Genomic DNA, 16,930 nt, shown 5'->3' with positions numbered 1-16,930 from the left:
TTTTTACGGCGTGGCGAAGTAAGCCCTCAACGCGTCATCCCAGCGGCGCAACGGGGTCAAGCCCGCCTCACGCCAGGAAGCGTTCGACAGCACCGAATAGGCCGGCCGCGGCGTCGGGCTCGGGTACTCCGCCGTCGTACAAGGCTTGACCCGTTCCGGATCGGCGCCCAGCTCGGTGAAGATCGCCTTCGCGAAGCCGCACCAGGAAACCTCGCCCGCACCAGTGCAGTGCAGGACCGGCGAAGCCGGCGCGCGGTCCTCCGCCAGGAACCCGGCCAGCTCGACCAGCCCGGTCGCCAGATCGGCCGACCAGGTGGGCGAACCGATCTGATCATCCACAACGGACAGTGTGTCCTTCTCCTGCTCCAGCCGCGCCATGGTCTTCACGAAGTTCTTGCCGGACTTGCCGTACACCCAGCTCGTGCGCACCACCCAGGACCGCGCGCCGGAGCCCAGCACCGCGTCCTCTCCCGCCGCCTTCGTGCGGCCGTACGCCGTGTGCGGTCCCAGCGCGTCCGTCACTTCATACGGGCGGGAGGCGTCGCCGGCGAACACGTAGTCCGTCGACACGTGCACCAGCGGCACCCGGCGGGACGCGCACGCCGCCGCCAGCACCCGCGGACCGTCGACGTTCAGCGCGAACGCGCGCTTCTCGTCCGTCTCGGCGGCGTCGACCGCGGTGTAGGCCGCGGCGTTCAGCACTACCGGGAACGCGCCCGAGGCCGCCGCCCGCGTGGCCAAAGCGCCCACCGCGGACAGCACATCGCCCACCGACGTCAGGTTCAGCTCGGCCGAGGACGGCGCGAGCACCTCGACGTCCGGACCGGCCGACGCGGCCAGGTCCCGGCCGAGCTGGCCGGACCCGCCGGGCACGAGCAGAGCTAGCCGCACCGCTTACCTCCCAAAGCAAACGCGAGAATCAGGACGCGCCGAGCGCGGCCCGGGCCTTCAGCGGCTCCCACCACGCGCGGTTGTCCGCGTACCAGCGCACCGTACCCGCCAGACCGTCCTCGAAGGACACCCGCGGAGCGTAACCGAGTTCACCGCTGATCTTGGTGATGTCCACGGAGTACCGCCGATCGTGGCCCTTGCGGTCGGCCACCGGCTCGACCATGTCCCAGCCCACGCCGACCGCATCCAGCAGCCGTTCGGTCAGCTCGCGGTTGGTCAGCTCCGTGCCGCCGCCGATGTTGTAGATCTCGCCCGCCCGGCCGCCGTCGGCGACGAGCTGGATGCCGTGGCAGTGGTCGTCCACGTGCAGCCAGTCGCGGACGTTGAGACCGTCGCCGTACAGCGGCACTTTCCGGCCGTCGAGCAGGTTCGTGACGAAGAGCGGGATCACCTTCTCCGGGAACTGGTACGGGCCGTAGTTGTTCGAGCACCGCGTGACACACACCGGCAGCCCGTGCGTGCGGAAGAACGAGCGCGCGATCAGGTCCGAGGACGCCTTCGACGCCGAGTACGGCGAATTCGGCTCCAGTACGTGTTCTTCCGACCACGAACCGTCCGCGATGGACCCGTACACCTCATCCGTGGACACGTGCACGAACTTGCCGACACCGGCCTCCAGCGCCGCCTGCAACAGGGTCTGGGTGCCGAGCACGTTGGTCAGCACGAAGTCGGCCGAGCCGAGGATCGAACGGTCCACATGGGACTCCGCGGCGAAGTGCACCACCAGGTCGACCCCGCGCATCAGCCCGGCGACCAGCTCGGCGTCGCAGATGTCGCCCTGCACGAAGCGAAGCCGCTGGTCAGCGGCCACCGGGTCGAGGTTCGCCCGGTTGCCCGCGTAGGTGAGCTTGTCCAGCACGACCACTTCGGCGTCACCCAGCGTCGGGTAGGCACCCGTCAGCGCCTGCCGCACGTAGTGCGATCCGATGAAGCCGGCACCGCCGGTGACCAACACCCGCATGTCTGCACCCTTCCTGCCCGTCCGCTCTGCCCGACCGGGCAATGAAAGCACCAGCCTACGGATACCGCGCCGGAGACTCGGTAGGGTTGCCTGATGCCACGATGGTGGCGGGGTTCGCCTTGGGGGAGGAACACGTGACCGAGTGGCCTGGGCCGGCGCTGCCGGCACACCGCGGTCGAGGGGTGGTCACCGGGTTCCGGCGCGGCGGCAAGGTCGTGCTGTCCGTGCTGTCGATCGTCATCCTGGCGCTGACCTGGTACGGCTGGCAGTTCATCGGCGACCCGCAGACCGGGTTCACCACCACCGAGATCTTCGACCAGGCGCAGTCGCACGCCAAGCCGCTCGACGGCGCGATCGACATCCTCCTGGTCGGCCAGGACAGCCGCACCGACGCGCAGGGCAACCCGCTGCCGCGCGAGGTGCTGGACATGCTGCACGCCGGCGTCGCCGACGGCGAGCGCCAGACCGACACGATGATCCTCGTGCACATCCCGCAGAACGGGCAGCACGCCATCGCCATCTCGTTCCCGCGCGACTCGTACGTCGACATCACCGGCGGGTTCGGCAAGCACAAACTCAACAGCGCGTACGTGTACGCCTACAACGACACGTTCAAGACACTTCAGGCGCACGGGGACGCCGACCTGAAGGACGTGGACGAGAAGTCGAAGGTCGCCGGCCGCAAGAACCTGGTCGCCACGCTGGAGAAGTTCATGGGCAAGCCGGGCATGATCGACCGGTACGCCGAGGTGAACCTGGCCAGCTTCTACGAGATCACCAACGCCATCGGCGGCGTCGAGGTGTGCCTCAACAACGCCGTGAAGGAGAACAAGTCCGGCGTCGACCTGCCGGCCGGGCAGCAGAGCATCGAGGGTGTGCAGGCGCTGGCGTTCGTCCGGCAGCGCTACGGGCTGCCCAACGGCGACCTCGACCGGATCGGCCGCCAGCAGGCGTTCCTGTCCGGGCTGGCCAACAAGGTCCTGTCCTCGGACGTGCTGGCCAACCCGGTGAAGATCGCGCAGCTGATCGACGCGGTGAAGAAGTCCGTGGTGCTCTCGGCGGGCTGGGACCTCACCGAGTTCGCCGAGCAGATGCGCGGGCTGACCGGCGGCAACGTCGAGTTCCACACCATCCCCACGCAGGGCAACGCGACGATCGGCGGCGCCGACGTGCTGCGCGTCGACCCGGCCCAGGTGCAGGCCGAGGTCGGCCGGCTGACGTCCGACGGCGGCGCGCCGCAGGACCAGCCCGCCTCGGCCACGCTGCCTGGCGCGGACGCGGTCACCGTGGAGCTGTTCGACGGCACCGGCGCCGGCACCGCGACCCAGGCGCACACCCTGTTGCAGGGCAAGGGATTCAAGCTCGCGGGCGACACCAAGCTGTCCACCCGCTCCACCAGTGTGATCCGCTACAACCCGGCGGACGAGTCCGCGCTCGCGCTGGTCCGCGAGGCGCTCGGCACCGAGGTCGAGGCCGAGCCGGACGCCGACGTCACCGCCGGGCACGTGCGCGTGCTGCTCGGCAAGGACCTGCGCGGAAAGCTGACGCCGGACGCATCGTCTGGTCCTTCCACCTCGACCGCGCCGAAGACGCCGGTCGCGCCCGTCACACCGACCGCTCCGCCGATTACGGCGGGCGGGGTGCCCTGCGTCAACTAAAGTCGGGCACTGAGCGTGGCGGCCGGGGGTGGTCCGTCCGCGCGCCTTTAAGGTGGGGACCGGGGAGGTGCATGGGGTGCACGAGAACGAGGGCAAGTCCGACAGCGCGGACGAAGCCGAGCCGACGTCGGAACCTGCCGACGTGCAGGCCGCTTCGGCCGAAGGTGTGACGGAGTCGGCCGAGAGTGCGCCGAAGCCGGTGATCGACCTGCCGCAGCCGACCAAACGGCCGGACGCGGACACGGAAAGTGACGAAGAGCCGGTCTGGAAGCCGTCGCCTTACCCCCGTACGCCCAGTCCCGCACCCGCGGTGGTCACGCGCCGCCGCCGGGTGGGCCGCGCGGGCTGGCTGACTGGGCGGATCGCGATCGGGCTGGTGTCGGTGCTGGCGCTGGGCGCCACCGGCTACGCGTACGTCACCACGACCCAGGTGCAGAACAACGTGCCCACCACCGACGTGCTGACGCCGCGCGCGGGTGAGCCGCCCGCGCCGCCCGCGGACGACGGCGGCACGGACATCCTCCTGGTGGGCAGCGACGCGCGCACCGACGCGCAGGGCAACCAACTGCCGGCGAGCATGCTGAAGTCGCTGCGCACCGAGGGGACCCCCGGAATCAACACCGACACGATCATCCTGCTACGGATTCCGAAGGGCGGCGGCAAGGCCTCGGGCATCTCCATTCCGCGGGACAGCTGGGTCGACATTCCCGGCCGTGGCCAGTCGAAGATCAACTCGGCGTACGGCGTCGCGAAGGCCGCGTTCGCCGCCGACGAGCGCGCGAAGGGCGAGAAGGACCAGGCGAAGATCGAGCGCGACTCCGACGGCGAAGGCCGCCGCGTGCTGGTCCAGACCGTGCAGGACCTGACCAAGGTCCGGATCGACCACTACGCCGAGGTCAACCTGCTGGGCTTCTACCTGCTCACCGAGGCGCTCGGCGGGGTCAAGGTCTGCCTGAACCACGCGACCACGGACAAGGACTCGGGCGCGAACTTCCCCCGCGGCGTCCAGACCGTCTCGGGTGGTGAGGCGCTGTCCTTCGTGCGCCAGCGCAAGAACCTGCCGAACGGCGACCTGGACCGGATCGTGCGGCAGCAGGCGTTCCTGTCCTCCGCGCTGCACCAGGTGCTCTCCGCGGGCACGCTGACCAGCCCGTCGACGATGAACAGCCTGATGGACGCCGTCCACCGCTCCATCGTGGTCGACGACGGCCTCGACGTGCTGACCTTCGCGCAGCAGGTGAAGGGCATCGCGTCCGGCGACCTGAACTTCAGCACCATCCCGGTGGTCACGTCCAACGGCCGCAGCCCGGACGGCCAGAGCATCGTGCAGATCGACCCGGCGGCGGTGCAGTCCTTCGTGGCCGGGCTGGTCGGCCGCGGCGCCCCGGCCGGCGGCGGCGGCGCGGCGGCCGGTGCCCCCGCACTCACGATGGACTCCGGCATCCCGGGCGTGCCCTGCGTGGACTGACTCGTGAGTGTTCATGCCGGTTCTAACCGTCATGAACACTCACGAGCCCTGGCTGCGGCCGGCGCTGGCTAGCCTGGACGCATGAGCCTCACCGAGCAGCTGCTGCGCCCGCTCCTGGCGTCGCCGGCGAAACCGCTGATCACGCATTACGACGACCGGCTCGGCAGCCGCGTCGAGCTGTCCGTGGCGACCACGGTGAACTGGGCCGCGAAAACGGCGAACTGGCTGGTCGACGAGTTCGACGTCGAGCCGGGCGACGACGTCGCGGTGCGCCTGCCCGCGCACTGGCAGACCGCCGGCGTGCTGCTGGGCGCGTGGTGGTGCGGCGCCCGCGTGGTCGCCGAGCCTGCCGGGGCGCGGGTGGTGTTCGTCGGCCCGGACGAGGAGGTGGACGCGCCCGCGGTGGCCGTCGTCTCGCTCGACCCGATGGGCCGCGGCCTCGGCCGCCCGCCCGGCGGCTCCGCGCTCGACTACCTCAGCGAGGCCCGGCTGTCCGGCGACCAGTTCAGCCCGCTGTCCCCCATCCCAGGCGACACCCCGGCGCTCGGCGAGTCCACAGTGGACGAGGTACTGGCCGAAGCCCGTACCCGTGCCGGGAAGCTCGGGCTCACCGGAGCCGACCGCGTCCTGTCCACACTGGACTGGACGGTGCCCGAGGGCGTGCTCGACGGGCTGCTCGTGCCGCTGGCCGCGAGTGCCCACCTGGTCCAGGTGACGAACGCGGACCCGGCGAAACTCGGTGCCCGCCGCGAGGCCGAGCGCACCACGGCCGACCTCTCCTGAACCCGGAAATGGCCCCCTCCCACGGAAATCCCGGCGGGAGGGGGCCATTGCATGCCGTGTCTCAGACGGTCTCGAGTTCGCCCGTCGAGATCCGCGCCTCACGCTTGCGCCAGAACAGCACGTGGTCCAGCGAAAGCCGCCCGCCGTTGAAGCCCAGCGCGAGCGCGGCCAGGCCGAGCACCAGCACGAGCTCGTAACCGCCGTTGCCGGTCAGGCCGTTCTGCGCGTGCACGGAAATCAGCGCGCCGGCCATGTCCACCGCGTAGCCGACCGCGATCAGCGGCAGCAGGAAGCCCGCGACGAACGCGACGGACCCGAGCAGCTCCAGCACGATCACGAACACCGCGGCGACGGTCGGCAGCGGGATGCCCACGTGGTCGAACATGGTCGCGGTGGCGCTCACCCCGCTGTCCCACTTCTGCAAGCCATGGGCGAAGAACACCACGGCGACGCCGATCCGGCCGAGCAGCAGCGCGACGTCCTTGACTCGAGCGAACATAAAGTCTCCAGCTCCCCGATGGGTGAATGTTCAACGTACTGAATCCACGGTAGGGCACCTGTCGGCGATCACCGGGCTTCGGCGAGTGATCGACAGGAAACCGACAGGCACCGCCAATGCCAATGAGCTTGCCGGTTTGGCATCTATCAACACAGAACTCGCTGTACACGCCTGGCGTCGCGCGATACCGTGCCCGACGCCTGGTCAACACCACAGCGAGGAGCCTTCGATGCGCCGACAGTCCGACCGACCCCAGTTCGGCCTGTCCCCCGCATCCCTCGAGGACCTCGTCACCCATGCAGACCCTGACCATCGGAATTCTCGCGCATGTCGACGCCGGTAAGACCAGCCTGACCGAGCGCCTGCTCTTCGAAGCGGGCGTGATCGGCCACCTCGGCAGCGTCGACGGCGGCGACACCCAGACCGATTCGCTGGAGCTGGAACGCCGCCGTGGCATCACCATCAAGTCCGCCGTCGTGGCGTTCAGCACGGGCGGGCGGCGCGTCACGCTCGTCGACACCCCCGGCCACTCGGACTTCATCGCGGAGGTCGAGCGCTCGCTGCGGGTGCTCGACGGCGCCGTGCTCGTCGTCTCGGCGGTCGAAGGAATCCAGGCGCAGACCCGAGTCCTGATGCGCACGCTGACCCGGCTCGGCCTGCCGGTGCTGGTGTTCGTGAACAAAATCGACCGGACGGGCGCGCAGGAGGGCCCGCTGCTCGACGCCCTGCGCACGAAAGTCTCACCGCGTTGCGTCGCGCTCAGCACCGTGACCGGGCTGGGCACCGCGCAGGCGAAACCGTCACCGCTGCCGTTCGGCGAAGAACTGGCCGAAGCACTGTCGGACGACGATCGTTTCCTCACCACGTACGTGTCCGGCGGAGTGTCCGAAGAGGACTATCGTGACGCGCTCGTCCGGCAGGTCGGCCTCGGCGCCGTCCACCCGGTGCTGTTCGGCTCGGCGATCACGGGCGCCGGCGTCGGCGAACTCGTCACGGCCGTGCGCGAGCTGTTCCCGGCCCGTAGCCGCGACGGCGCCGGGCCGTTGGACGCCACGGTGTTCAAGATCGAACGCGGCCGCGCCGGCGAGAAGATCGCGTACACCCGGGTGCTCAGCGGCATGCTGGCACCGAGGCGACCATTTCCCTTCTACCGCAGGCAAAACGACGGAACCGTGGTCGAGCTGACCGGACGGGCGTCGGCCGTGCGCGTTTACGAACACGGCGCGACCCCGGTGGAAGGCGCGGCGCTGGCCGGCGACGTCGCGCGGGTGTGGGGCCTGAAGGACGTCCGCATCGGCGACCGGCTCGGCTCACCCGAGCACCTGCCCGCCCAAGGGTTCTTCGCTCCGCCCAGCCTGGAGACGGTGGTCCACCCGGTGGACCCGGACCAGGGCGTGGCGCTGTACGCGGCGTTGGAACGACTGTCCGAACAGGACCCGTTCATCACCATCCGGCGGCGTGGGCACGAGGTTTCCGTGCGGCTCTACGGCGAGGTGCAGAAGGAGGTCGTTCGCTCGACGCTCGCGGAGGAGTTCGGCGTGGAAGTCCGGTTCGAAGAGTCACGGACGCTGTACGTCGAGCGGCTTTCCGGAACCGGCGCTTTTGTGCAGAGCCCGGCGCCGGACGAACGGGTCTACTTCTGGGCGACGGTCGGCCTGCGCGTCGAGCCCGCGGCACCCGGCTCCGGCGTCGGCTACGCGCTGGGCGTGGAGCTGGGTTCGCTGCCGCTGGCGTTCCACCGGGCAATCGAGGAGACCGTGCGCGAAACGCTGCGCGGCCGGAGCGTGATCGACTGCCTCGTCACGCTGACGCACACCAGGTTCTACCCGCCGCTCAGCACCGCGGGCGACTTCCGCGGAATGACGGAACTCGTGCTGCGGGAGGCGGTGGGCCGAGCCGGGACCCGTGTCCACGAACCCGTGCACACCTTCGAAGCCGAGGTCCCGACGGCCGCGGTGAGCGCCGTTCTGCGCAAGCTCATCGAGCTGCGCGCGGTGCCGGGCGAGCCGGTCGTCCGCGGCGAAGTGTGCACTGTGGACGGTACGATCCCGGCCGCGTCGGTGCACGAGCTGGAGCAGGCGTTGCCCGCGCTGACGCAGGGCGAGGGGGTGTTCTTCAGCGAGTTCGGCGGGTACCGGCCGCGCTGAACCGGCTCAGACCGGGCGGCGGCGGGCCGAGTCGAGTTCGGCCCAGCCGCCGTGCCGGGCCAGCAGCGTGAGGACCTGCTCGGCGTGGTTCGCGAACCGCCGCAGGTCGTCGTGCAGGGTGCGGGCCCGCTCGAAGTCCAGCGGGGCGTGGTCGTCCCACCACAGCCCGATCACCGCGCTCGCGCACAGCACGAGGGCCTGGAGCAGCCGGACGAACTCCTCCGACGGCTCGGTGGTCGCGGCGCGGTAGCCGGTCTCGATGTCGTCACACGCGTCGAGCAGCTCACGCAGCTGGTTGACGGCGTGGGCGGGCGTGCCGTCCCAGGCCGCGCTCGGCCACGCGCAGTCGCTCAGCTCGAGCCAGAGCCGCCAGCCGGCGACCAGCTCGGCGTCGTCACTCGGCTTCCAGGTGTCCGGGACCGGCCATAACATGGGGTCGACTGTGACATCAGAGGCTCGGGAAGCACAACCAGAACCACCCGCCCGACCCGAAAATGTTCGCGTTTTTACCCCGGCTTCCCTGTCCCCTTGCCCTGGCTGCCAGGCCCCGGTCTCGGCAATACTCGCGACGGTGATCATCCGTGACGCGAAGGCGGCCGACTGGCCCGCCATCTGGCCGTTCCTGCACGACATCGTCGCCGCGGGCGAGACCTACGCCCTGCCCCCTGACCTGGGCGAACCGGCCGCGAAGGAGATGTGGCTGCTCACCCCGCCGGGCCGCACGGTGGTCGCCGCCGACGAGTCCGGGACCGTGCTCGGCTCGGCGAAGATGAACCCCAACCGCGAAGGCCCCGGGGCGCACGTCGCGAGCGCGAGCTTCATGGTCGACCCAGGTCAGGCCGGCCGGGGCGTCGGCCGGGCCCTCGGCGAGCACGTGCTGGAGTGGGCCCGCGCCGAGGGCTACCGCGCGATGCAGTTCAACGCCGTCGTCGAGACCAACACCCGCGCGGTCGCCCTGTGGAAGTCACTGGGGTTCACCGTGATCGGCACGGTGCCCGGGGCGTTCCACCACCCGGCCCACGGTTACGTGGGACTGCACGTGATGCACCAGTTCCTCAGCTGATCACCGGCGGCACGAAAACGCACTGCGGGGTCTTGGCGTTCGCCGGGTCCAGCGCGTTCAGCACCTCGCGCTCCGCGATCGGGTCGTAGGGGATGCCGAGGTGATCGGTGAAGTCCTGCGCGCAGACGTCCTGCAGCACGATGTTCTTGACGTTCGGCGCGGGCTTCAGGAACGCGTTGGTGTAGGGCGTGACCACGTCGTCGTACTTGGTCTGGATCACGGTGTAGTCGATGCCCGCCACGGTGTCGCCGCCGGCGTTCAGCGCGGTCAGGAACGCGGAGCCGGTGGACTGCTCGTTGCACGAGGCGCAGGCGAAGCCGACCAGGTCGCGCACCGGCGGGATCGCCTGCACCGCGGTGAGGAGGCCGAACAGGCTGGTGCCGTAGTTCGACGGCGAGAGGCCGATCAGCTTGCCGATCTTCGAGGCGCCGCCGAGGTACTTGATCCAGTAGCGCGGGTTCATGCCGCCCTGCGAGTGGCCGACGATGTCCAGCTTCGCCGCGCCCGTGGCCGCCAGGACCTTGTCCCCGAAGGCCGCGAGCTGCGCCGTGGTGTCCGCGACCGGGCCGACGGTCTGCAGGAAGCTGCCCGGCGCGCCGCCGAAGTTGCCGGTGAACACGCAGTAGCCGGCGTCGGCGAGCACCTGCGAGAGGTTCGCCCAGTTCTCGTAGGCGTTCGCCGTGGTGCCGTTGGACAGCAGGACCGGGTCCGGGTGCTCGGCGCTGGGCTTGCAGTTCCAGTCGTTCGCGCCCGGCGGAGCGATCGTCGGCTGCAGCACCGAGTACACCGCCGCCGAGATGATGTTGGGCTGCACCGGCCCGGTCGGCTCCTTCACCGCCGCGTCCGCGGTGCCGGTACTCAGGGCGAACGCCCCGGCCACGGCCAGCAGAACCACCACTCGACGCCCGAACGCGCGCACGCCCATCCGCTTCACCTCTCTGTGAGCCGATGGTGACCAGTGTCACCCGATCACTTAACGCGCAAGTAGGTGAAGGGAAACGCTCCCGGGTGGGTTACTTTCCGGCCGCGTGCTCGGCGAGGAACGCCTTCAGGTGCGGGTTGACCTCATCGGCGTGCGAGAGGCTGAGGAAGTGCGCGCCGTTCACGACTGTGACCAGCGGTTCGGCGTTGGGCAGCGCGGCCACGAGCGACTCGGCCCGCGCGATCGGGTACTCGCTGTCGGCGGTGCCGTGCAGCACGAGCACGGGCGCCTGGATCTCGCCGGCGCGCTCGAGCACGCTCTCCCGGCTGATCAGCGTGGTCATGATCCGCTGGAACTGCTCACCCGTCACCCCACGCCACTTCGCCTTCCATGAGGACGCTTCGTAGTCGCCGAGGCAGAACGTGGCCACGCCGTCGACCAGCGGCTCCGGCCCGGTCTGCAGCCAGGCGCCGATGAGCTGCCGGTAGACCGCGGCGGTCCCCTCGGCTTCCGGCTCGGCGGAGGTGCCCAGCACAGCGAGCGAGGTGACCCGCTCCGGCGCGAGCAGCGCCATCCGCAGCCCGATGAACCCGCCCTGGCTGGTGCCGACGACAGCCGCCCGGTCGAGGCCGAGGTGGTCCATGACGCCGAGGACGTCGCGGGCCACGTCCCAGTAGTCGAAGTCCGCGTCGGCGGGCGTGCCGCCCTGGCCGCGCTCGTCGACCGCGATCAGCCGGTACTCCGCGCCGAACGCCTCGACCTGCGGCTCCCACATGTCGATGTCCATCAGGAAGCTGTGCAGCAGCACGACCGCCGGCCCGTCACCGCCGTAGTCGACGAAGTGGACCTGCTGCCCACCGTTCACGGTCACCGTCGCCATCGATACCTCCGTGTTGAGACAGGTGGAAACCTTCTCTCACGGGGCTCGCGCTTTGGCAAGCGGGGGCCGGTGGCTACCGCCGGCGCAGGCGCTTGTCCAGGATCGCCGGGGTCGGGCTGATGTAGAAATCACCCGAGTGGACGTCGACGCCCGGGGGGACGATCTCGTCGATCCGGTCCAGTACATCGCCGTCCAGCTCGACGTCGGCGCCGGCCAGCAGGTCGGCCAGGTGCTCGGGACGGCGCGGGCCGATCAGCACCGACGTCACCGCCGGGTGCGCGCGCACGAACGCGATGGCCAGGCGCGAAAGCGGCAGACCCGCGTCGGCGGCCACCTTGGTCAGCTTCTCGACGGCTTCGGCCTTCGCCTGGACGCCCGGCAGCGAGAGGTCGAACATCTGCGCGCCGATGCCCGCGTTGCGGTGCCCGGCGGTCGGGTCGGCACGGCCGGAGAGCCAGCCGGAGTTGAGCGGGCCGAACGTCAGCACGCCCAGGCCGTACCGCTGGGCCGTCGGCAGCACGCGGTTCTCGATGCCGCGGGTCAGGATCGAGTACGGCGGCTGCTCGGTGCGGAACCGGTGGTGGCCGCGCCGCTCGGCCGTCCACTGCGCCTCGACGGTCTCCTCCGGCGAGAAGAACGAACTGCCGATCGCGCGCACCTTGCCCTCGCGCACGAGGTCCGAAAGCGCGCCCAGCGTCTCGTCGATCGGGGTGTCGTGGTCCGGGCGGTGCATCTGGTAGAGGTCGATGTAGTCGGTGCCGAGGCGGCGCAGGCTGTCCTCGGCCGCGCGCTTGACCCAGCGCGGCGAGCCGCCGTGGTGGTTGGCGTCCTCGCCCATGGGGAGCCCGAACTTGGTGGCGAGCACGACGTCGTCGCGGCGTCCCTTGAGCGCCTTGCCGACGATCACCTCGGACTCGCCGCCCGAGTAGACGTCGGCGGTGTCGACGAAGTTGATGCCGCCGTCCAGTGCCGTGTGGATCATCCGGACCGACTCGTCGTGGTCGGTGTTGCCCATGGCGCCGAACATCATCGTGCCGAGCGCGTACTCGCTGACGGAAATGCCGGTGCCGCCGAGAATCCTGCGTTTCATGGGTTTCAGCCAAGCACCGGTGGGCGGTGGGCTGGGAGAGTCGTTGGCACCGGGGGTCCAGCAAACCCCCTTTCGTGGTTACGACCGGGCGTGATCTCGCTCTACGCTGGTTTCATGAGCGAGCCGAACGCGGACCTGCGGGAGTTCCTGCGCTCGCGCCGGGCGAAGGTCACGCCCGAGGCGGCGGGCCTGCCGCCGTACCCCGGCGCGCGGCGCGTCCCGGGCCTGCGGCGGGAGGAGGTCGCCCAGCTCGCGGGCGTCAGCGTCGACTATTACGTGCGTCTGGAGCGCGGCCGGAACCTGAACGTTTCGGAGTCGGTGCTGGACGCCGTCGCGCGGGCCCTGCAGCTGAACGACTTGGAGCGCTCACACCTGTTCACCCTCGCGAAGCCCCGCCGCGGCCGCCCGCGCCCCCTGCCGCCGCAACGCGTGCGCCCCGGCCTGCGGCTGGTCCTGGAGAGCCTCACGGAGGTCCCGGCGCTGGTCATCGGCCGCCGGATGGACGTCCTGGCCAGCAACCGCCTGGCCCGAGCCCTGTACACGGACTTCGACGCCCTCCCCGCCCGCTCCCGCAACCTGGCCCGCCTGATCTTCCTGGACGACACCGTGCGCTCGGTGTACGCGAACTGGGAAGGCGCCGCCCGCGGCATCGTCGCGTCCCTGCACCTCTACGCCGGCCGCAACCCCCACGACCCGGCCCTGGCCGACCTGGTCGGCGAACTCTCGGTACGAGACCAGGACTTCAGGCGCTGGTGGGCCGACCACGACGTCTTCGAACGGACCCATGGCGTGAAGCACTTCCGCCATCCGGTTGTCGGCGAGCTTGTTTTGGGTTATGAGGCTTTCGCGCCTGCGGACGATCCGGAACAGACGCTTGGCATTTGGACTGTTGAGCCGGGGTCGCCATCGGCGGAACGGCTGCGGTTGCTGGGCAGCTGGGCTGAGCCGGCTACTTTGGACAGTTAGTTTTCCTGTGACAGCAACAATCCCCGGCCACCGGTGCTGGTAGCCGGGGATTGTCCGGTCGGGTGGCGGTCAGCCCTTGAGCAGGGCCCGGGCCATGACGACCTTCTGGATCTGGTTCGTACCTTCGTAAATCTGCGTGATCTTCGCATCGCGCATCATGCGCTCGACCGGGAAGTCGCGGGTGTAGCCAGCGCCGCCGAAGAGCTGGACGGCGTCGGTGGTTACCTCCATGGCCGTGTCGGAGGCGAAGGTCTTCGCGGCGGAGGCCATGAAGCCCGCGCGCTTGTCGCCGCGTTCGGAGGCGGCGGCGGAGGCGTAGACGAGGTGGCGGGCGGCCTCGATCTTCGTGCCCATTTCCGCGAGCATGAACTGCACGCCCTGGAACTCCGCGATCGACTTGCCGAACTGGCGGCGGTCCTTCACGTACGCCACTGCCGCGTCCAGCGCGCCCTGCGCGATGCCGAGCGCCTGCGCACCGATCGTGGGACGGGTGTGGTCCAGCGTCCGCAGCGCGGTCTTCAGGCCGCTGCCCGGCTCGCCGATGATCCGGTCCGCGGGGATGGTGCAGTTCTCGAAGTAGATCTCCCGCGTCGGGGAGCCCTTGATGCCGAGCTTGCGCTCCTTCGGGCCCACCGAGAAGCCCGGGTCGTCCTTGTGCACCGCGAACGCCGAGATCCCGTTGGCCTTCTTCTCCGCCTCCGGGTCCGTCACCGCCATCACCGTGTACCACGACGATTCGCCGGCGTTGGTGATCCAGCACTTGGTGCCGTTGAGCACCCAGTGGTCGCCGTCCAGCCGCGCGCGCGTGCGCATCGACGCGGTGTCCGAACCGGCCTCGCGCTCGGACAGCGCGTACGAAGCCGAAGCCTCGCCCGACGCGATCGCGGGCAGCACCTGCTTCTTCAGCTCCTCAGAGGCGGACAGGATGATCGGCTGCGTGCCCAGCTTGTTCACCGCCGGGATCAGCGACGCCGACGCGTCCACGCGCGCGACCTCCTCGATCACGATGCACGCGCCCACCGCGTCCGCGCCCTGGCCGTCGTAGGCCTCGCCGATGTGCACGGCGTTGAAGCCGGACTTCACCATCGCGTTGTACGCCTCGATCGGGTAGCGCTCCTGCTCGTCGACCTCCGCGGCGTAGGGCGCGATCTCCTTCTCGGCCAGAGCCCGGACAGCCGCCCGCAGCTCCTCGTGCTCCTCGGCAAGCTGGTACAGGCCATCGGCCACTTCCGTCACCTCTTCTGCAGCGTTGGGAGAGTTCCGTCGATGTTAGCGCTCGTTCACGCCGGTCGTCGGCTTCGTCCTTGTGTCTTTGGCCGCAGAATTCGTAAGGTCGGGTGATGGCCATCACCGCGTCGACGCCGCCGCCCGGATTGCCCCGTTCGCTCGACTACCCCGAGGTGCCGGCGGGTTCGATACTCGCCGGCGCCGCCGCCCGATACGGCGACCGCACGGCCTTCGCACTGGGCGACGACAGCCTCACCTTCGCCGAGACGTACTCCGCCGCCTGCCGCTTCGCCAACGCGTTGCGCGCCCGCGGCATCGGCCACGGCGACGTGGTCGCCATCCACCTGCCGAACTGCCTCGCCTACCCCATCGCCTACCACGGCACCCTGCTGGCCGGGGCCACCTTCAGCCCGACGAACCCGCTGCTCCCGCCCGACGATCTGGCCTTCCAGCTCACCGACTGCGAGGCGGCCGCCGTCGTCACGTTCGGGCCGGTGGCCGGGACGCTCGCCGCCGTCGCCGACCGGATCCCGTCGCGGCTGACGGTCGTCGTGGCCCCCGACGGCGACCTTGGACCCGACACCGTCGAGTTTCAGGACTTCCTGGCCGATCAGCCCGGCACCAGGCCGGACGTGGCCATCGACGCGCACGCGGACCTGGCGCACCTCGCGTACACCGGCGGCACCACCGGCCGGTCGAAGGGCGTGCAGCTCACGCACCGCAACATCGTGGCCAACAGCCTCCAGAGCGCCTGCTGGAGCAGCGGCTCGGTGCCGGTGCTCGACGCGAACGGCGACGTCGTGCTCGACCAGATCGGCAGCGAGGACGAGTTCCCGGCACGGCTCGGCACCGGCGTCGCGATCAACCTGACCCCCTGGTTCCACGCGATGGGCGTGATCGCCGGGCTGAACTCCGCGCTGCTCAGCGGTTCGACGATCGTGCTGCACTCGCGCTTCGACCCCGTGGCCTACGTCGCCGACGCCGAACGCCTGCAGGTCACGTCCCTCGGGGGCGCGCCCGCGCTGTTCGCCGCGCTGCTGGCGACGCCGTCGTTCCACACCGCCGACCTGTCGTCCGTGCGCGGCATCGGCTCCGGCGCGGCGCCGATGAACCACGAGATGATCCGCGCGCTGCAAAAACGCTTCCCCGGCGTGATCATCGCCGAGGGCTACGGACTGACCGAGATGACGATGGGCGCGGTCATCGCCCCGTCGTACCGCTCGGGCCTGCGCAAGGTGGGCTCGGTCGGCGGGCCGGTCTTCGACACCGAGCTGAAGGTCGTCGGCCCGGACAGCGAAGAGCCGTTGCCGACGGGGCAGGAGGGCGAGGTGTGCCTGCGCGGCCCGCAGATGATGCGCGGCTACCGCAACCGCCCGGAGGACAACGCTGCCGCCCTCGTCGACGGCTGGCTGCACACCGGCGACATCGGCGTGATCGACGAGGACGGCTACCTGTCCATTGTGGATCGCAAGAAGGACATGCTGCTGTACAAGGGGTACAACGTGTTCCCGCGCGAGCTGGAGGAGCTGCTGATCGCCCTGCCCGGCGTCCGCGCGGCGGCGGTGATCGGCCGCCCCCGCGCCGACGTCGGCGAGCTCCCCGTCGCCTTTGTCGTCCGCAAGCCGTCCGAAACGCCCGACGCCGACCGTCTCATCGCGATGGTGAACGAGAAAGTGGTGCCCTACAAGCGTTTGCGCGAGCTGCACTTCGTGGACGAGATCCCGGTGTCCGCGGCCGGGAAGGTGCTGAAGCGGGAATTGCGCAAGCAGCTGCCCGAGTTCAGCTGACCCGGGTCACTTGCCGGCCTTCTCGCGGAGGGCGGCGTCCTTGTCCAGCACCAGTTGCTCCAGGTCGGCCTGGAACTGGGTGATGCGGGCCTGCAGCTCGGGGTCCGCGGCGGCGAGGATGCGGACCGCGAGGAGGCCGGCGTTGCGCGCGCCCCCGACGGACACCGTCGCCACCGGGATGCCGGCCGGCATCTGGACGATCGACAGGAGCGAGTCGAGGCCGTCGAGGTACTTCAGCGGGACCGGGACGCCGATCACCGGCAGCACCGTGGCCGACGCGACCATGCCCGGCAGGTGCGCGGCGCCGCCCGCGCCCGCGATGATCACGCGCAGGCCGCGCGAGGCCGCGGAGGTGGCGTAGTCCAGCATGCGCTGCGGGGTCCGGTGCGCCGAGTAGACGCCGACCTCGTACTCCACGCCGAACTCGCCGAGCGCCTGCCCGGCGGCTTCGAGCACCGGCCAGTCCGAGTCGCTGCCCATGATCACGCCCACTTGCGGCGCCATAGTGCTCCCTTTCAATGGATCGTC

16 protein-coding genes are annotated in these 16,930 nt (G+C 70.2%); 7 read left to right on the top strand and 9 right to left on the bottom strand.

Going from position 1 to position 16,930, the window contains the following annotated elements; all coding sequences use genetic code 11:
* Positions 1-3 precede the first annotated feature (3 nt).
* Positions 4-891, bottom strand: a complete 888-nt coding sequence (rfbD, locus tag OG371_RS20690) for a dTDP-4-dehydrorhamnose reductase (RefSeq protein WP_329071600.1) — start codon at positions 889-891, stop codon at positions 4-6.
* A gap of 28 nt (positions 892-919) precedes the next feature.
* Positions 920-1,912, bottom strand: coding sequence for a dTDP-glucose 4,6-dehydratase (gene rfbB, locus OG371_RS20685; RefSeq protein WP_329071598.1), 993 nt, complete (start codon positions 1,910-1,912; stop codon positions 920-922).
* A gap of 134 nt (positions 1,913-2,046) precedes the next feature.
* Between rfbB and OG371_RS20680 the strand changes: the two genes are divergently transcribed.
* The 3 genes from OG371_RS20680 (at position 2,047) to OG371_RS20670 (ending at position 5,821) form a co-directional block, all read left to right on the top strand.
* Complete coding sequence (locus tag OG371_RS20680) at positions 2,047-3,570, top strand: LCP family protein (protein WP_329071596.1); 1,524 nt, start codon at positions 2,047-2,049, stop codon at positions 3,568-3,570.
* Between the two features lie 142 nt (positions 3,571-3,712).
* On the top strand, positions 3,713-5,038 hold the full coding sequence (locus OG371_RS20675) for an LCP family protein (RefSeq protein ID WP_442876174.1): 1,326 nt from the start codon (positions 3,713-3,715) through the stop codon (positions 5,036-5,038).
* Positions 5,039-5,119: 81 nt separating this feature from the next.
* Positions 5,120-5,821, top strand: a complete 702-nt coding sequence (locus OG371_RS20670; RefSeq protein WP_329071592.1) for a TIGR03089 family protein — start codon at positions 5,120-5,122, stop codon at positions 5,819-5,821.
* Positions 5,822-5,882: 61 nt separating this feature from the next.
* On the opposite strand, the gene OG371_RS20665 is transcribed toward OG371_RS20670, so the two are convergent.
* Complete coding sequence (locus OG371_RS20665) at positions 5,883-6,320, bottom strand: DoxX family protein (RefSeq protein ID WP_329071590.1); 438 nt, start codon at positions 6,318-6,320, stop codon at positions 5,883-5,885.
* Positions 6,321-6,616: 296 nt separating this feature from the next.
* Between OG371_RS20665 and OG371_RS20660 the strand changes: the two genes are divergently transcribed.
* Positions 6,617-8,467 (top strand): translation factor GTPase family protein, encoded by a 1,851-nt coding sequence (locus OG371_RS20660; protein ID WP_329071588.1) that lies wholly within the window; start codon positions 6,617-6,619, stop codon positions 8,465-8,467.
* 6 nt (positions 8,468-8,473) lie between these two features.
* On the opposite strand, the gene OG371_RS20655 is transcribed toward OG371_RS20660, so the two are convergent.
* Positions 8,474-8,899, bottom strand: a complete 426-nt coding sequence (locus OG371_RS20655; RefSeq protein WP_329071586.1) for a hypothetical protein — start codon at positions 8,897-8,899, stop codon at positions 8,474-8,476.
* A 139-nt stretch (positions 8,900-9,038) separates the two neighbouring features.
* Between OG371_RS20655 and OG371_RS20650 the strand changes: the two genes are divergently transcribed.
* A complete protein-coding gene (locus OG371_RS20650) occupies positions 9,039-9,530 on the top strand; it encodes a GNAT family N-acetyltransferase (protein ID WP_329071582.1) in 492 nt (163 codons plus the stop codon).
* On the opposite strand, the gene OG371_RS20645 is transcribed toward OG371_RS20650, so the two are convergent.
* The 3 genes from OG371_RS20645 to OG371_RS20635 form a co-directional block, all read right to left on the bottom strand.
* A complete protein-coding gene (locus tag OG371_RS20645; RefSeq protein ID WP_329071580.1) occupies positions 9,523-10,455 on the bottom strand; it encodes an esterase/lipase family protein in 933 nt (310 codons plus the stop codon). The genes OG371_RS20650 and OG371_RS20645 overlap by 8 nt on opposite strands.
* An 88-nt stretch (positions 10,456-10,543) precedes the next feature.
* Positions 10,544-11,332 carry an alpha/beta fold hydrolase gene (locus OG371_RS20640; RefSeq protein WP_329071578.1) on the bottom strand — a complete coding sequence of 263 codons (789 nt, stop codon included), beginning with the start codon at positions 11,330-11,332 and terminating at the stop codon, positions 10,544-10,546.
* Positions 11,333-11,405: 73 nt separating this feature from the next.
* Positions 11,406-12,422 carry an aldo/keto reductase gene (locus OG371_RS20635; protein ID WP_329071576.1) on the bottom strand — a complete coding sequence of 339 codons (1,017 nt, stop codon included), beginning with the start codon at positions 12,420-12,422 and terminating at the stop codon, positions 11,406-11,408.
* A 114-nt stretch (positions 12,423-12,536) separates the two neighbouring features.
* Here OG371_RS20635 and OG371_RS20630 point away from each other — a divergent pair, with 114 nt between their 5' ends.
* On the top strand, positions 12,537-13,388 hold the full coding sequence (locus OG371_RS20630) for a helix-turn-helix domain-containing protein (RefSeq protein WP_329071572.1): 852 nt from the start codon (positions 12,537-12,539) through the stop codon (positions 13,386-13,388).
* A 69-nt stretch (positions 13,389-13,457) separates the two neighbouring features.
* On the opposite strand, the gene OG371_RS20625 is transcribed toward OG371_RS20630, so the two are convergent.
* Entirely contained in the window at positions 13,458-14,615 is a 1,158-nt protein-coding gene (locus OG371_RS20625) for an acyl-CoA dehydrogenase family protein (protein ID WP_442876124.1), read from the bottom strand.
* A gap of 113 nt (positions 14,616-14,728) precedes the next feature.
* Here OG371_RS20625 and OG371_RS20620 point away from each other — a divergent pair, with 113 nt between their 5' ends.
* The gene (locus OG371_RS20620) at positions 14,729-16,402 is read left to right on the top strand and encodes a class I adenylate-forming enzyme family protein (RefSeq protein WP_329071569.1); all 1,674 of its coding nucleotides are present in this window, start codon (positions 14,729-14,731) and stop codon (positions 16,400-16,402) included.
* 6 nt (positions 16,403-16,408) lie between these two features.
* On the opposite strand, the gene purE is transcribed toward OG371_RS20620, so the two are convergent.
* Entirely contained in the window at positions 16,409-16,906 is a 498-nt protein-coding gene (purE, locus tag OG371_RS20615) for a 5-(carboxyamino)imidazole ribonucleotide mutase (RefSeq protein WP_329071567.1), read from the bottom strand.
* Positions 16,907-16,930 lie beyond the last annotated feature (24 nt).

Origin of the sequence: Amycolatopsis sp. NBC_01480, from assembly GCF_036227205.1 — a bacterium.
GTDB lineage: Bacteria > Actinomycetota > Actinomycetes > Mycobacteriales > Pseudonocardiaceae > Amycolatopsis.
The sequence above is the reverse complement of the archived record's forward strand: the minus strand, read 5'-3'. Positions and strand labels throughout refer to the sequence as shown.

Excerpts from the sequence above, each read along its gene's own strand:
- OG371_RS20630 (WP_329071572.1), top strand. The coding sequence starts at position 12,537 with ATGAGCGAGCCGAACGCGGACCTGCGGGAGTTCCTGCGCTCGCGCCGG.
- purE (WP_329071567.1), bottom strand. The coding sequence starts at position 16,906 with ATGGCGCCGCAAGTGGGCGTGATCATGGGCAGCGACTCGGACTGGCCG.
- OG371_RS20645 (WP_329071580.1), bottom strand. The coding sequence starts at position 10,455 with ATGGGCGTGCGCGCGTTCGGGCGTCGAGTGGTGGTTCTGCTGGCCGTG.
- OG371_RS20640 (WP_329071578.1), bottom strand. The coding sequence starts at position 11,332 with ATGGCGACGGTGACCGTGAACGGTGGGCAGCAGGTCCACTTCGTCGAC.
- OG371_RS20635 (WP_329071576.1), bottom strand. The coding sequence starts at position 12,422 with ATGAAACGCAGGATTCTCGGCGGCACCGGCATTTCCGTCAGCGAGTAC.
- OG371_RS20670 (WP_329071592.1), top strand. The coding sequence starts at position 5,120 with ATGAGCCTCACCGAGCAGCTGCTGCGCCCGCTCCTGGCGTCGCCGGCG.
- rfbB (WP_329071598.1), bottom strand. The coding sequence starts at position 1,912 with ATGCGGGTGTTGGTCACCGGCGGTGCCGGCTTCATCGGATCGCACTAC.
- OG371_RS20620 (WP_329071569.1), top strand. The coding sequence starts at position 14,729 with ATGGCCATCACCGCGTCGACGCCGCCGCCCGGATTGCCCCGTTCGCTC.
- OG371_RS20655 (WP_329071586.1), bottom strand. The coding sequence starts at position 8,899 with ATGTTATGGCCGGTCCCGGACACCTGGAAGCCGAGTGACGACGCCGAG.
- OG371_RS20660 (WP_329071588.1), top strand. The coding sequence starts at position 6,617 with ATGCAGACCCTGACCATCGGAATTCTCGCGCATGTCGACGCCGGTAAG.
- OG371_RS20665 (WP_329071590.1), bottom strand. The coding sequence starts at position 6,320 with ATGTTCGCTCGAGTCAAGGACGTCGCGCTGCTGCTCGGCCGGATCGGC.